This window comes from Streptomyces atratus (assembly GCF_900119365.1).
Classification (GTDB): domain Bacteria; phylum Actinomycetota; class Actinomycetes; order Streptomycetales; family Streptomycetaceae; genus Streptomyces; species Streptomyces atratus_B.
Map to the genome: position 1 here is coordinate 13,637 of NZ_FPJO01000018.1, position 13,246 is coordinate 26,882.

Here is a 13,246-nt window from a genome sequence, read left to right on the forward strand (position 1 = left end):
CTGCCAGCTCTCCAGCGTTTCCGTCAGCGTGCGGTGCAGCTCCCAGTTGGCCGGCGGCGGTCCGTCCGCGCCCGGAGCGTGCCGGGCGGCTACGCCAAGGAACGCACTGCCCTCAAGAAGCAGTGGCAGCCGGTGAACTGGCACTGGGCCGACGGAACAGCCCCACTGCACCGCCTCTGATGGCGCAGCGCGGCCGGGCCCGGTGCCATGAGGCGGCGTTCCTGTTTCCGCCCGTCCGCCCTCACGGGCCGACGGGCGATTCGCGCAGATTCAGACAGTCTTGTAGGCGACGTATCCCCATTGCTCACTGTCCGCACACGACATCCAGCGGAACAGTTCCAGGCGGGCCAGTGCTTTCGACGTCCAGCGCCGTCCGTGCAGCAGTTCCCGCTTGAGGCCCTGGAAGAACGACTCGGCGGCTGACTTGAACCGGCAGTGGGGCGCCCTCCCCGTGCGGGGCCCCCGCGGCCGGGGCTCACTCGTACTCAGTGCCGCCCTTGCGGGTCAGGTACGCCGGGCTGACCGCCTTGGCGATCGCCCGTCCGCCGACCACCGGGCTGTGGCGCTCGACGGCCGGGCGGATCACCACACCCTCACGCAGATGCAGTTCACGCCCGGAGACGGTCTCCCACCCCGAGGCGAGCTCCAGCACCTTGTCGATGTCGTACGGGCCCTCGTACAGCCTGGGTACGAGCGGCAGTTCACCCTCCAGCAGGTCTGCCGGATTCAGCCGGCGAACCTGTCCGGCTATTTCTGCGGACAGGTCGAAGACCGCGTACCCCAGCGTCTCGCCGCGGGCGTCCGCGCCGTAGTCGAGGTCCTGCACCCCGGCGCCGTACACCTCGCCGAAGATGCCGACGCGTGTCGCGCCCAGCTTCTCGGCGAGACGCGCCGCCGCCGCAGGCACGCCATGGGCGTGGACCGCGCGCCAGCACAGATTGCGCGGGTCCTCCTTCAGGGCGAGCCCCTTGGCCCCGAACCCCTTGGACGATACCCATGTACGACCGTCCTCCACGGTGTACGTGACCAGGCAGGCCGAGCCGTGCACCTTCTCGGTGAGGACGACCGGCTCCCCGGGCTCGAAGATGCCCGGATAGCGCTGGACGTTCTCGATGTCGCACCAGGGCAGCAGATCGGGCGCGGACTCCACCTCTCCGTTCATCGTGGGCGGGATCGGCGGCACCCACTTGGTGATGCCCAGCAGCTCGGCGAAGTCGGTGCCGTCCGCGGCCGCCCGGGCCAGGTCGACGTCCGCCAGCGCCCCCGGGCGGCAGACGATGCCCTGCGACAGCTCCCCGCGCAGCCGCACCGCCTTCACCCGGTCGGCCGTGCTTCCGGCCAGACGGCCGGTCAGGCCCAGCTCCTCGATCAGCCCCTGCGGGAGGACGGACTGCTCCGGAATGTAGACGGCGACATCACCGCTGCGGTACGCGCCCTTGGCGACGACGGCCCGGTACAGGCCCACCTGGGCCAGTTCGAGGGCGTCGGCGTTCGGGTGCTCGTGGATCGTCAGCGTTTCGGCGGTCACATGCAGCGTCGACATGTCAGGGCTCCTCCGGTGTGGTTTTCATCGCCCCCTACTGTCCGGAACGCGGCCCGTCCGATCCACTGAATATTGTGAACGCCGCCGACGTCAACTCCCCGTTGGACACGGCCCGTAGGCCGTCGAGCAGGACCAGAACATCCTTCAGACCGAACGTTCTGTCCCCGCTGTTCCCCGCTGCTGGAGCACCTCGTCACTGCCGGCTGTCTCGGCCGCAAGACCGGCCGCGGCTTCCGCAACTACAGCTGTGCGTCAGTCCAGGCAGAACTCGTTGCCCTCAGGGTCGGTCATCACGATGAAGCCGGCGCTCATCGGGGGAGCGGGCTCATAGCGACGTACCCGCTTTGCTCCCAGTGAGACGAGCCGGTCGCACTCGACCTCCAGCGCCGCCATCCGCTCCTCTCCCTGCAGTCCGGGAGCCGCGCGGACGTCGAGGTGGACGCGGTTCTTGGCGACCTTGTCCTCCGGCACCTGCTGGAAGAACAGCCGTGGGCCGTGCCGCCCCCGCTCCCGCCTCAGGTACGCGAGGGCCCCTCCCTGAAGTGGCCCGCGGGCGCGGGGGAGATCAAGGGCGCCTACACCGACGTCGAGGTCTACCCCACGCACACGACCAAGTAGGGGTGGTGCCCGCGGGCTGCTCCTGGCGGCGGGCCTGCTGAGGGATCACCGGCCCGGACTGCGCGGCAGGTGCCGCGCCGCGGTACGTGGTGGCCGCCGCCCGCTTCAGCGCCTCCTGGCCGCATCCTTCCCGGGGCCGGCCCCGGCGGGACGGACGTCGGAGGTGTGGGGGACCGGGCCGGGCTCGGATCGTCGCTCCGCCCCTGGTCGCGGTCACGGTGATGGCAGGTCCCGCCCTGTTCTGACGCAGACGAGCTGGATCCAGGAGTGCATCCGCTCACTCAGCCGGATGTCTGCGCTCGGGCGGGCGCGCCGTCCAGGGAATGGGCTCGCCTTGCGCGCTGAACCGGGCTCCTGCTTGCCGTCAGGGACGCGATCGCCTCCACGATCACCACGCTGCCCGAGCAGCTGCGTCGCTCGTTGACCTGGGACCGCGGCAAAGAACTCGCACAGCATGCCCGGCTCCGCGTCGACACCGGCCTCGAGATCTACTTCGCGGACCCGCACAGCCCGTGGCAACGCGGCACGAACGAGAATACGAATGGGTTGCTGCGGCAGTACTTTCCGAAGGGCACGGACCTCTCCCGATGGCAGACAGACGACCTCGCAGCCGTTGCACTCGCCCTCAACAGCCGCCCCCGCAAAACCCTCGGATGGAAGACACCCGCTGAAGCCCTCGACGAACACCTGCTCTTGACTCAAGAAGCCGGTGTTGCGACAACCGATTGAGTCCGCGCAAGATACGTCGATCAAGCTCACAACTCGCCTGCTGCGAGCGGGGATCCAGGCGTCCATGGGCTCAATCGGGGACTCGTACGATAACGCCCTCGCGGAGAATCTTTGGATGCTGATCAAGACGGAGTGCATCCGCGGCCGGGTCTTCACCACCCGAGCCGAGACCAACCTCACGCTCTTCGAATACATCGACGGCTTCTATAACTCCCGCCGCATCCAGAAACGACTCGGCTACCTCAGCCCCGTCGAGTTCGAGGAGAAGCACTACGCCAACCAGGCAACGACCGAACGAACGAACCTGAAGCCCCGTCAACCCGCACTGACCAGCTGATCAACACCTCCCGCAGGTCGGGGGAACCTCAAACACGTTCCGGCATGACGGATGGTTACGGCATTCCACTGGGCCGCGTCCTGGCCGGAGCCAATCGCCACGACTCCCCGCTGCTCGTCCCGACCCTGGACCTGCTGGACGACCTCGGCCCCCTGCCCGACGACATCACCGCGCACCTGGCGCCGGCTACGACTCCGACAAGACCCGCGCCCTGCTCGCCGAGCGCGGCCTGCACGGCCGAATCGCTCACAAAGGCGAGAAGGCGCCGATCCAGGCAGGTCAGAGGTGGCACGTGGAGCGTACCCACGCCTGGCAGGACGCCTTCCAGCGCCTCGCCCGCTGCTACGAGCGGCGGACCATCGCGATCAACGCGTTCTTCGATCTCGCCGACACCATCATCACCGTACGCAGCCTGATCCGCCAGGCATGGACAACCCACCGCTGGGACGAACGCCCGCACCGCCGCTCATGAACCCACGCCTATCCGCGCACGATCGATCCATCCGGCCGAATCCTGGTCCACGGGCCGGTATCGCTGGTGCCCTTCGAGGCCACGATGACCTCGGCGACGCCATCGCGGAATGGCCGAACGGCCCTGAACCTGGTGCCGTACGGGATCCGCCAGGTGCCCGACCCGTCTATCAGCCCGTACACGCCGTGATCACCGCCGCATACGCCAGGGCCCACCCAGAACAGGTCGAGGTCTTCGGCGGTGTACGCGGCCTGGTCGTAGGAGCCGCCCAGCGCGTATCCGAGCAGGTGGTAAGAATCATCTGGGCCAACGCCAGCCATGCGCGGCTCGTCAACAGCCTTGTCGTAAGCCATTCGCAGTTCGGCTACCTTCGCATCGTCGAACTCGGCGATGTGCTGCTCGTGCAGATCCATCTCCGCGTCGAGCCATTCGGTGAACGTACCCGCCACGTCCTGGGGCGCACCGTCATAACCGATCCACACGGCGATCTTGTCCTCGTCCCCGGCTGGACCGAACGAGTAGCCCGCGTAATCGGGCAAGTCCCAGCTGGCGAAGAGCGCGTGCAGACACCGGGTTGGCTGGTCCTTGGCAGGACGGGGGAAAGCGAAGTCGGGATCGCATTGATCGACCGACTGTTCGGGACCGCATTGATTGACCGACAGTGCGGCCATGGCCTCAGGGGGAAGAAACGCGAACCCTTCAATATCGCCGCCGTAGTTGAGCACGGGATAGCCGACCTCCGCCACGAAGGCGCGGTAGTCGGCAGGCAACAGGTGCTCCAGGTCCGCCCCCTGCGGGTGCTCCACGCTACGTACGTAGCGAATCTGTGCCGGCGTGTAACGCAACCCCCACCCGAGCCCCCTCCCGACAAGTAGCCGCTCGAACTCCCTCCAACGGGCCACCGCATTCATGGCACCGGCAGCCGGCTCATCCGCAACGCTGGGCTCAGCCCCCAGGCCGTCAACACTCAGATCATCAGGCATGACCGGCACGATAACTGCACGCACCGACAGGTGACGTCCACGAGGCTGAACCGCCGACTTAGACCGACCGGCAAATGGATCACTTGAGGCGTCGGGTGTTGGGGCGGCCGTCCCAGCGGTAGCGGCTCGTCGAGCGTCGAATGAGCATGCGGAGCGTGACGAGTGCGGCGGCGAGGTAGAGGTAGAAGTCCACGACTTCGCCGCTCCTCTCGGTGCAGCGCCGCAGCTTGCCGTAGTCGTTCATCCACGAGTGCGTGCGCTCCACCACCCAGCGCTTGCCGGCCTGGATCGGGGCGGGCACGCCCTTGCGGGCGATCTCGGCCGAGAATCCCAACTCGCTGATCAGCGCACGTGACTTGATGCTGTCGTACCCGCGGTCGAGGTTGACGTTGACGGCCTCCGGCATCGCACCAGTCTGCTCTTTGGCCGCTGCCAGGGTGGGGCCGAGCAGCGGCGAGTCGTGCCGGTTCGCCCCGTCGGACACGATCCCGAGCGGGACCCCGCACGCGTCGGAGGCGACCGAGCGCTTCAGTCCCTGCTTGCCCCGGTCGACGGGCGAGCGCCCCGCTTTCTCTCCGCCGCACGGCGCCTTGGTGATGCAGCCGTCGACCGAGATCTCATCAAGGTCGAGGCCGATCATGCGGTCGTACGCCTCCAGGGCAATCCGGTGCAGCGCTTGCGAGATCCCCATCTGAGCCCACAGCTTGACGCGGCGTCGGATCGTTCGGTCGGAGCATCCGGGCGAGGAGATGCGCTCGTATCCGGAGCCGTGGACCAGCGCCTGGACGACGTGTTCGAACACCACGCGGTCCGGTATGCGCCGCCGATGGCAGCCGAGCGGATGGTTGGGGTCAAACTCGTCCCGGTCGGGCAGCAGGGCCCTGAACTGGTCCCAGACGGGTTCAAGCAGGCATGATGGCAGCGCGGGCACAGTCGTCCTTCGCGGTCACAGAGCGTAGAGAACTCCATGATCACGCGGACCTGTGCCCGTTCTGCTGCCACCCCTCATCGCGACCGTGCTCCGCCACCTACTGCCGGTCGGTCTTATATGGGGAAAGCGGGACGCGGTCGGGTTGGCCGCTCGTGGCGTGCCGTAGGACGCCGGTCCGGGTGACTCGTGAACCGTCTGCCGCTCTTCGGGGCTGGCTCTGCCGGGGTATGTCGCCGGTCCGGTGTCCGTCCGCGGTCTGACTCAGCAGAGGCGTGTCCCGGCCAGGTTGGTTCCGGAAGTCGGCGTGTCGACCGTGGCTGTCCCCGTCGTCCGACTGTGAGGAATCAGGTCCCGTGATACTGCTCGGTGTCGACCCACACAAGTCCACCCACACCGCCACCGCCGTCGAGCCGGTCTCGAACCAGCAGGTCGGGTCGATGCGGATCGAGGCCAGTCTGGCGGACTACCGGCGGCTGCTGGCCTGGGCCAAGCGGTGGCCACAGCGGAAGTGGGCTGTGGAGAACGCCAACGGCCCGGGCCGGCATCTCGCCCAGTGGCTCATCGCCCGCGGTGAGAGCGTGCGGCGGCTTCCTGAATGCGGAGGAAACGGGGTGGTGGGTGGCCTCGTGAAGCGCCGACCGTAGGGGTTGGTGGCCTTCACGTCCGAACCCAATCTATGCGAGTGCCCGGCCTCGACCGGCTCGCCATTCTGCCCGGTCAAGCGCCAAGCACCTCGTCGGCGCTGCGGGGTTCTCTGCGCGGCTGCTGGTTGAGCTTGTGGCGCGCGATGGAGGAGTGCCGGTAGACCTCCTTGCGGGCCCGCATGATGTTGCCCAGGGGTGCGTGCTCGGCGGTGACCCGCCATGGGGTGAAGGACAGTGAGTCCATCTTCTCCAGGTTCTGCGGGCCGGAGATGTCCTGCTGCGGCAGCCGCAGCTTTGCCACGGTGACGGACGGCGAGAGCTGTTCGGGCCACTCCACGGTGGTGTCCTCCACCGGCATGCGCTCCAGGTCGGTGCAGAGCTGGACCTGGATGTCGAAGGCGTAGGGCCGCTCCTGCAGTTCGGCTTGCAGGGCCGGCCGGAAGACCTCCTGCGCGGAGGCCGGGTCGATGGCGCGCCGGACCACCGCGGCGGCGAAGGACGGGTCGGGGGTGATGCGCACCTTGGCGATGTGGTCTCCGTGCCGGACCGCGCCCATCGTCCAGTAGCTCGACAGCAGCAGGTTCGTCGGAGGGGTCTTGGACAGGCGCAGGAAGGCCAGGAACTCGTCCCATGCCCAGTTGTCCTGGTCCAGCGTTCCTTTTCCGGTCACGAACTCGGTGAAGAAACGATGTGCGCCGGGTCGTCCCTGGGAGAAGTAGGCCGGGGCGTTCAGGAACAGTTCCTGGATGAACAGGTAGTGCTCGACCGTGTTGCAGAAGAAGATCGGTGCGTTGATGTTGGCGTAGTCGAATGTGCCCGTGTCCGGTTCGTCTTCCAGCAGGGTCGGGCCGGGGATGTCGAAGATTTTCAGCGCCAGTCCGGTGGCGGCGCCCAGTCTTGCGTCGGCTCCGGCGTGGGGTGAGCCGTTGGAGAAGCGGATGAGTGCATCGTGGGTTCCCGGAGTCGCGTAGATGCCTTGGGCGTACTCGGGGGGAAGCCCGTTCAGGATCTCCACTTCCCCTCGGACCAGCCCGTAGCCCTTGGCGTGGGCATCGCGGAGGGCGCGTCCGGTGCCACCGGCCTCGACCGACTCGGCGATGTATTTCTCGGTCTTTTCGATCACCGTCTGCACGTTGCGGTCGAAGTGGGGGTCGTCGTCTTCGACGTCCGGCGTGTAGCGGACGAACTGTGCTGCCATGACTTCGACCTCTCCTCAAAGACCGTGGTGGGGCCTCGGGCGTGGGACGGTGCCGTCAGTCCTCCAGTTCGGCGAGCCAGCGCAGGGCGCGCAGACCCGGTACGAAGCAGTACTCACCGCCGCGGGTGGCCACGAAGCTGGGCAGGTTCTGCAGGCGGCGCCGGATCGGCTTGTCCGGGATGGTGGCGCTGCCGGTTCCGCCGTGGTGCCCGGCCACCGGGTCCTTCTCGCCGGGGTAGCCGATGAAGTTGCCGTCGTTGACCCACTCGGCCTTGATGAATTCGAACTGCCGTTCAAGGTGTGCTCCGATGAAGACTCCGACCAGGCCCCGGTCGGCGCCGTCGTCCTCCAGCACGCCCTCGGGCAGCGGTGGGCCGTAGGTGGTGCCGCGGCGGATGAGGCGGTGCATCCGCGCATCGCCGATGATGGTGGAATCGCGGGGGTTGGTGCGCCGGATGTGCGCACCGGCGGGGCACCGGAAGCCGCGATCGTCGTTCTCCCGGTACAAGAAGTTGTTGACACGGTGCGGATCGGCCGCCAACTCCCGGTCATCGTGCTCCGGCGTCAGCGTCAGCGGCGCTCCGCTGGGCCAGCGTCCGACCATCTTCGCCGCCAGGAGTGTCTCCTCCTCGGCGCTGGAGCTGTTCGCGCGCAGGTACCGGCGCCAGGCCGCCACGTTGGTGCGGACCTTGCGTACGGCCGCGTAGGTTCCATTGCGCCCCAGCACGTCGGGACTGGGCATGGGCGGCAGGCTGCCGGTTTCGTCGGGGTAGCCGAGGATGAACTCGCCCGCTTTGATGGGGACTTCCTGCGGGTTGGAACCGGGCAGCCCGACGCCCTCGATGTTCGGGTGGCTGATGCCGTCACGGAAGCCGAAGGTGGTGCGCCCGGTCGGCAACTGGTGGACGTCCTGCTGCCAGATCACCTGGACACCGGGCGTGTCCTCGTAGGCGACACGGGCCCGCTCCAGCTCCTTGTCCAGCTGCGCCGCATCGGAAGACAGGGCGCTCAACGCGATATGAACCTCGCCCGTTCCGAACGGTGTCTCCCAGTGGGTCGGAGCACTCTCGCCCACATCCCCGATCAGCTCCGCCCGAGCGGCCATGCCCTCACGAAACGCCCGCGGAAAGCTGTCCAGCGACTCCTGCGGCACCCCCAGGGCCCTCAGCCCCTGGTAGGTGAACGCCACAGCCACCCAGGCATCCTGACTCCGGTCCGCGCCGGGCAGACCACCCGAGGCCACCGGGAGCAGCCGCCGCAGCAAGGCACGCCCGGCATGGCGGTCATCGACGCGCAGGAAGACGAACTTTCCCTCGTACGGCACAGGCCGTGGACGCAGCGCCCCGCTCTGGACGTCGTCGATCTCGACGCCCACGCCGACTGCGCTGCTGCTGTCCGCCGTGTTCATGTTTGCTTCTGCCTCCGCATCGGTCTCTGTCTGGACAGCTCCACAGCGGCCGACCGACGTGCGTCGACGCGGGTCCAACGGTGTTGGGTCGGCTGTGAGGGTTGGCGGGGTCCGGGTGCTAGGCAGCGGCTTCCTCCATCAGCTTCTGGAAGGCGGGCGTGGCCAGCAGCTCGGCGTTCGCCGGGTTGTCGAGCGCTGCACGGAACTCGGGGGTGTCCAGTACCTCCTGGAACGCCTCGTCCACGCGCTGGTCCTTCCAGATCTGCTGAACGGTCAGGTCGGGGTACGAGCTGACGAAGACTCCTGCGGGCTCCTGCTGGGAGACGAACCAGTCCTTCGCCCCGGGATCGGATACGCCGGGGAACCCTTCGGTGTGCGAGAAGACCTTGTCGAAGCGGGCCCCGACTACCGTCTTGGCGAAGTCGTCGATGTAGGTGTCCCAGGAGCCGTCGAAGACGCTGGCGAACATGAACCGGGTGTCGTTGTCGAAGATCACGTGCCGTGCGTCGTGCAGGGTGCCGATCTGGCGCAGCGCCGCACGGGCTTCCTTGTCAGCTGTCGCGTCGGCGAGCGCGGTGAGGTCCTCACGCAGCGCATCGGCGTGGCCCGGCTTGATCCTTGTGAAGACGGTGAACTCGCTACAGACTCCATCTTTCCTGCCCGGGCGCTCGGGCTGAGCTGACTGGGCTGCACCCGTCGTCGCAGTCATCGGAGATTCTCCTGCCGCGGATCGGTGCGAGGGTCGCCAAGCGCCCGAATACGGGGCGCCATCGCCCTCACCTCTTCTATCCTGACGGCATACGCGTCGCGTCGCACCCCCTGCCCGGGATGATGGAGTTACCCTGGGAGGGTATGTTGCGGGGCTCCGGCGCTGCGGGTCCAGACTGATCGGTTCGCCACTCCCTCGCTCCGGTCGGCTAGGTCCTTGCCAGATATGCCGTCCGGGGTGTGCCTCGCCCGCCGTCCGTCACGGTGCCGGGGGGAGCATTCTCGGTTGTCGGCCCCGTGTCGAGCCCTATGGGGCACCACCGCGGCAACGAGTAGGCCGAGGCCCGCGCGCTCCAAGAAGCCCCCGAGGACAGATCCGCAAGGGCGCAGCACCATGGAATGGGGACGTGCCGAATTCGTCGTCGCGTTCTGGAGCAACTGCTTCCGCTTGGCCGAGAAGGAGCAGCCACATAGCCCACCACGTAACCCGCGGCGCTGCTCCGGCTGGACCGTGAGCGGGATTGAGCGGCGAAACACTCAGCAGTGCTGGAACATGGGGCCGAGCTGCGGACGGTACTGACCGCTGAGGATCCCTCTCCGGAAGGACCGGTTACGGAGAGGGTGGCAACCCAGTTCCGGGGCCCTTACAACACGCCCCGGACGCGTCCACGACAGTCCTGTGGCTGCGCATGCAGACGGGTCGGGTCATGCACCCCCGCCTGACCCTGCTCGACTCGGTCACACCCTGACCCCCACCTGGAGGCAATCATGGGCACGGTTCTCGGTGACGTACTGGGTTTCGCGGCCGGCGTCGCGATCAGCCCGCTCCCGATCATCGCGATCATCCTTGTCCTCGCCACGCCTCGGGGACGTCTCAACGGACTGCTCTTCACCGTCGGCTGGATCCTGGGACTGTCGGTACTGGGCGCGGTGATGCTGACGATCGCCTCCCCCGCCGGCGCCTCCACCCACAACCACCCGGCCACCTGGGTAGGAGCTCTCAAGCTCGCTCTGGGCATGCTCCTCGTCCTCTTCGGCGCCCGGCAGTGGCACCGGCGCCCCAGGGATCCCTCGCAGGCCCAACTGCCGAAGTGGATGGGCGCGATCGACCGCCTCACGCCGGTCAAAGTCTTCGGACTCGGAACGGCCCTGGCCGCACTCAACGCCAAGAACGCCCCGCTGACCCTCGCCGCGGGCGCCACGATTGGCTCAGCAGGACTGCCGGTCGGGCAGCAGATCGCATCGCTGGCAATCTTCGTCCTGATCGCCACCCTCGGCCTGCTGGCCCCCTTGGGAGTCTTCCTGCTCGGAGGAGAGCGAGCAAAATCGACGCTCGGCGGTTGGAAGGACTGGGCAGCCCAGCACAATGTCGCCGTCATGGCAGTCCTGTTCTTCGTTCTCGGGCTGAAGCTGCTCGGAGACGGCATCTCCGTCCTCACCTCCTGACAGGCTCGTTCTGTCGAGTCTTTGTCTTTGTGAAGTCACTTCTCGATGGCATTGGGAGGCGCCCGCCGAGCCCGGATTTCGATATCGACGACCACGGGAGGCGCCGTCGGCCAAGAGCCGCCTGTCGGCTGTGGAGCCGGACCACCGTGCCACCCGCTCCGCAGCCAGTATGTTTGTCCGTTGACCGCTTGATACCGACGGCGGACGGCACAGGCCGACACCGCCGAGTGCCGTCCGAACGCGTGGACACTCCCGCCCGCTGTCAGGCGTCCGCGCCTCCCGAACTGCCCGAGAAACGCTGCTCTTCGTCATCGACAGAGCGATCGCTAGGAACGCGCTGCCGCATGCCGTGACCGCCATGTCGTCCATTCGCTTGGGCCCTCTGCCCTGAAAGAACGACATGGCACCCGCTCACCAGCACGTAGATGCTGGCCGCGAACAGCGTCTCATCAGGTGTGTCCTGCGTCCCGCCGCCCTGCGGACGCACCCTCGACGGCGGGACCAGCGGCTTCGCGATCTCCCACAGCCCGTCCGGAACAATCCAACTCCAATTGCCCCGCCCCGTGGACAGCACAACGCGCGATCGCCATGTTAGGACACCATCTTGCTCGTCCATGAATTCCTGATGCTGTACCGGTTCAGCCTGTCTGGGTGTAGTGCTGCAGATAGAGGAAGATCGACTTCCAACCCGATCCCACGTTGACGATGTGCAGCTGACCGCCCGATGGACCGAAGTCCCAGGCGGCGATTCCCTGAACCTCATCTCCGGACTCGACGTCCTGATGGAACTTGTAGGCAACCTGACCGGAGTTGATGTCGATCGAGTGAACTGACTTCGCCGAGTCGTCCACGGACGCATAGAGCTTGCCCTGCCACATCGCGGCGCCCTGGATCCTACTCAGGGGCTGTGACAGCGTCACGGTCCTCACCACAGGAAGCGTCGAACCGGCCGGAAGATTCAGCAGGTCATTCAGGCTATAGGCGACTAGTTTGTTCGTGCCCTGCGCGGCATCCTGATCCCAGGGCGAGGTGTAGACCAGTCCCGCAGCGGCGTCCACCGCGACCCACGGCACCCCGCCCGGCATCTGCGCAAGGGGCAGTTGCACATAGCGACCCGTGTAGCTCAGGTCACTCGCGTTGTACAGCGCCAGCAGCGGATGCTGGTAGCCACTGTCACCATCCTCGATCGGCGCGATCACATAGCCGCCGTAGTACTCCACGTCCCCTATGTGATCGCTGCCGTACGTCCCGCTCAGCTCCCAGGGAATCGGGGCCACCGATGATGCGACCTCCGAGTCGTTGGCGACGGTGGCCTTCACCATCCCGCCGGGTCCGGCATAGTAGAAATACGTCCCGTCCGTCGCCACTCCCTGCCCGCGCTCCAGCGCATTGAGCCCAGTCCACCGCTGATAGTCGGCCGTCCGTGTCCAGGTCGCGGCCATTGCGGGAGACGCCGCACTCCCGATGAGTGTCGCGGCCGCGATTGCCGCGACCGCCGAGACCCTGCCCAGCTTCATCTGATTCCACCCTCCCTTTGTTCTGCAATGCGAAACGTCGCTTTTCGGGGGCGAGTGGATTACAGCAGCGGCGGACGACCACCGTCAATGAGCACTGGATGAATACCGGTTCACCTACGAAGCGGGGCAACGACTCGATGACTGGCCGGTGGCAGTGGTAAAGACGGCGGTGCTGGACGGGCAGCCAGCGGCCGTCGCCGGCAGGAATGCCGCTCGCTCGTCGATGTGCGGGCCGCAAGCATGCGGGTGTGTGTCCGGCACGAGCGGTGACAGCTGGAAGCGGACACCGACCAGCCCCCTGGCCGAGCTCGGCCGACAGATCAGCTGATCACCCTGACACGCTGGCCCGCAGCGGACGGACGACAGGAACCCCCGGGGGTCGGCGATCTCATCGGCGGGCGTACGCCACCCCGTCGTGGATGCTGTCGTTGCCGACGATGCGGGCTTTGTGGAGGCCGTAGAGCAGGTCCTGCGGCAAGTTCGCGACCTGTGCGAGGTTGTCGATGCGGGCCTTGATGTTCTTCCCAGTCGCGCCACGGTCCTTGCAGATCGCCTCGACGACGGCGCGGAATCCCACACCAGCCAGCCGGCAGGCACTGTGGCACTCGGCGATCGCCGCTTCCCGGAACTGATCGCGGTGTGCTGTACCGGTTGAGGAAGGCGGTCGAGGCGATCCCATCGTGACCACGAAGGTCATCCACAAGTCTGTCGG

At 67.1% G+C, this 13,246-nt stretch carries 13 protein-coding genes and 4 pseudogenes; 7 read left to right on the top strand and 10 right to left on the bottom strand.

Features of this window, described 5'->3' with window-relative positions; genetic code table 11:
- Positions 1 to 33 precede the first annotated feature (33 nt).
- Complete coding sequence (locus tag BT364_RS41695; protein WP_177328229.1) at positions 34 to 180, top strand: hypothetical protein; 147 nt, start codon at positions 34 to 36, stop codon at positions 178 to 180.
- Between the two features lie 295 nt (positions 181 to 475).
- On the opposite strand, the gene BT364_RS25825 is transcribed toward BT364_RS41695, so the two are convergent.
- On the bottom strand, positions 476 to 1,543 hold the full coding sequence (locus BT364_RS25825; RefSeq protein ID WP_072487638.1) for an RNA ligase (ATP): 1,068 nt from the start codon (positions 1,541 to 1,543) through the stop codon (positions 476 to 478).
- 252 nt (positions 1,544 to 1,795) lie between these two features.
- Positions 1,796 to 2,041 (bottom strand): annotated as a pseudogene (locus tag BT364_RS25830) (VOC family protein); the annotation flags it as partial.
- Here BT364_RS25830 and BT364_RS43275 point away from each other — a divergent pair.
- The 4 genes and pseudogenes from BT364_RS43275 to BT364_RS25850 form a co-directional block, all read left to right on the top strand.
- A complete protein-coding gene (locus BT364_RS43275; RefSeq protein WP_256260238.1) occupies positions 2,039 to 2,161 on the top strand; it encodes a hypothetical protein in 123 nt (40 codons plus the stop codon). The pseudogene BT364_RS25830 and the gene BT364_RS43275 sit on opposite strands and share 3 nt — an antisense overlap.
- A 360-nt stretch (positions 2,162 to 2,521) precedes the next feature.
- Positions 2,522 to 2,890: pseudogene (locus BT364_RS25840) on the top strand (IS30 family transposase); the annotation flags it as partial.
- A complete protein-coding gene (locus BT364_RS25845) occupies positions 2,871 to 3,227 on the top strand; it encodes an IS3 family transposase (protein WP_072487640.1) in 357 nt (118 codons plus the stop codon). The pseudogene BT364_RS25840 and the gene BT364_RS25845, both read left to right, overlap by 20 nt.
- Before the next feature lie 35 nt (positions 3,228 to 3,262).
- Positions 3,263 to 3,699, top strand: a pseudogene (locus tag BT364_RS25850) (IS5/IS1182 family transposase); the annotation flags it as partial.
- Between the two features lie 8 nt (positions 3,700 to 3,707).
- On the opposite strand, the gene BT364_RS25855 reads toward BT364_RS25850, so the two are convergent.
- Both BT364_RS25855 and BT364_RS25860 read right to left on the bottom strand, forming a co-directional pair.
- Complete coding sequence (locus BT364_RS25855; protein ID WP_143166550.1) at positions 3,708 to 4,682, bottom strand: SMI1/KNR4 family protein; 975 nt, start codon at positions 4,680 to 4,682, stop codon at positions 3,708 to 3,710.
- 79 nt (positions 4,683 to 4,761) lie between these two features.
- A complete protein-coding gene (locus tag BT364_RS25860) occupies positions 4,762 to 5,613 on the bottom strand; it encodes an IS5 family transposase (RefSeq protein WP_072487642.1) in 852 nt (283 codons plus the stop codon).
- Between the two features lie 353 nt (positions 5,614 to 5,966).
- On the opposite strand from BT364_RS25860, the gene BT364_RS25865 reads away from it, so the two are divergent.
- Entirely contained in the window at positions 5,967 to 6,257 is a 291-nt protein-coding gene (locus BT364_RS25865; protein WP_177328230.1) for a hypothetical protein, read from the top strand.
- 73 nt (positions 6,258 to 6,330) lie between these two features.
- On the opposite strand, the gene BT364_RS25870 is transcribed toward BT364_RS25865, so the two are convergent.
- The 3 genes from BT364_RS25870 to BT364_RS25880 all read right to left on the bottom strand — a co-directional run bounded on the left by BT364_RS25870 (position 6,331) and on the right by BT364_RS25880 (position 9,572).
- Positions 6,331 to 7,455, bottom strand: a complete 1,125-nt coding sequence (locus tag BT364_RS25870) for a catalase family protein (RefSeq protein ID WP_072487643.1) — start codon at positions 7,453 to 7,455, stop codon at positions 6,331 to 6,333.
- Between the two features lie 55 nt (positions 7,456 to 7,510).
- The gene (locus tag BT364_RS25875; RefSeq protein WP_072487644.1) at positions 7,511 to 8,863 is read right to left on the bottom strand and encodes a Dyp-type peroxidase; all 1,353 of its coding nucleotides are present in this window, start codon (positions 8,861 to 8,863) and stop codon (positions 7,511 to 7,513) included.
- 118 nt (positions 8,864 to 8,981) lie between these two features.
- Positions 8,982 to 9,572, bottom strand: coding sequence for a hypothetical protein (locus BT364_RS25880; protein ID WP_072487645.1), 591 nt, complete (start codon positions 9,570 to 9,572; stop codon positions 8,982 to 8,984).
- A gap of 767 nt (positions 9,573 to 10,339) precedes the next feature.
- Between BT364_RS25880 and BT364_RS25885 the strand changes: the two genes are divergently transcribed.
- A complete protein-coding gene (locus BT364_RS25885; protein WP_072487646.1) occupies positions 10,340 to 11,017 on the top strand; it encodes a GAP family protein in 678 nt (225 codons plus the stop codon).
- Between the two features lie 403 nt (positions 11,018 to 11,420).
- On the opposite strand, the pseudogene BT364_RS41700 reads toward BT364_RS25885, so the two are convergent.
- From BT364_RS41700 to BT364_RS25900, 3 genes and pseudogenes are all read right to left on the bottom strand, one after another.
- Positions 11,421 to 11,633 (bottom strand): annotated as a pseudogene (locus tag BT364_RS41700) (hypothetical protein); the annotation flags it as partial.
- Between the two features lie 22 nt (positions 11,634 to 11,655).
- Positions 11,656 to 12,534 carry a hypothetical protein gene (locus BT364_RS25895; RefSeq protein ID WP_072487647.1) on the bottom strand — a complete coding sequence of 293 codons (879 nt, stop codon included), beginning with the start codon at positions 12,532 to 12,534 and terminating at the stop codon, positions 11,656 to 11,658.
- A gap of 388 nt (positions 12,535 to 12,922) precedes the next feature.
- On the bottom strand, positions 12,923 to 13,231 hold the full coding sequence (locus tag BT364_RS25900) for a DUF4145 domain-containing protein (RefSeq protein ID WP_072487648.1): 309 nt from the start codon (positions 13,229 to 13,231) through the stop codon (positions 12,923 to 12,925).
- Between the last annotated feature and the right edge of the window lie 15 nt (positions 13,232 to 13,246).

Coding starts and splice junctions, on each gene's coding strand:
- BT364_RS25825 (WP_072487638.1), bottom strand. CDS start 1,543: ATGTCGACGCTGCATGTGACCGCCGAAACGCTGACGATCCACGAGCAC.
- BT364_RS25855 (WP_143166550.1), bottom strand. CDS start 4,682: ATGCCTGATGATCTGAGTGTTGACGGCCTGGGGGCTGAGCCCAGCGTT.
- BT364_RS25870 (WP_072487643.1), bottom strand. CDS start 7,455: ATGGCAGCACAGTTCGTCCGCTACACGCCGGACGTCGAAGACGACGAC.
- BT364_RS25875 (WP_072487644.1), bottom strand. CDS start 8,863: ATGAACACGGCGGACAGCAGCAGCGCAGTCGGCGTGGGCGTCGAGATC.
- BT364_RS25880 (WP_072487645.1), bottom strand. CDS start 9,572: ATGACTGCGACGACGGGTGCAGCCCAGTCAGCTCAGCCCGAGCGCCCG.
- BT364_RS25885 (WP_072487646.1), top strand. CDS start 10,340: ATGGGCACGGTTCTCGGTGACGTACTGGGTTTCGCGGCCGGCGTCGCG.
- BT364_RS25895 (WP_072487647.1), bottom strand. CDS start 12,534: ATGAAGCTGGGCAGGGTCTCGGCGGTCGCGGCAATCGCGGCCGCGACA.
- BT364_RS25900 (WP_072487648.1), bottom strand. CDS start 13,231: ATGACCTTCGTGGTCACGATGGGATCGCCTCGACCGCCTTCCTCAACC.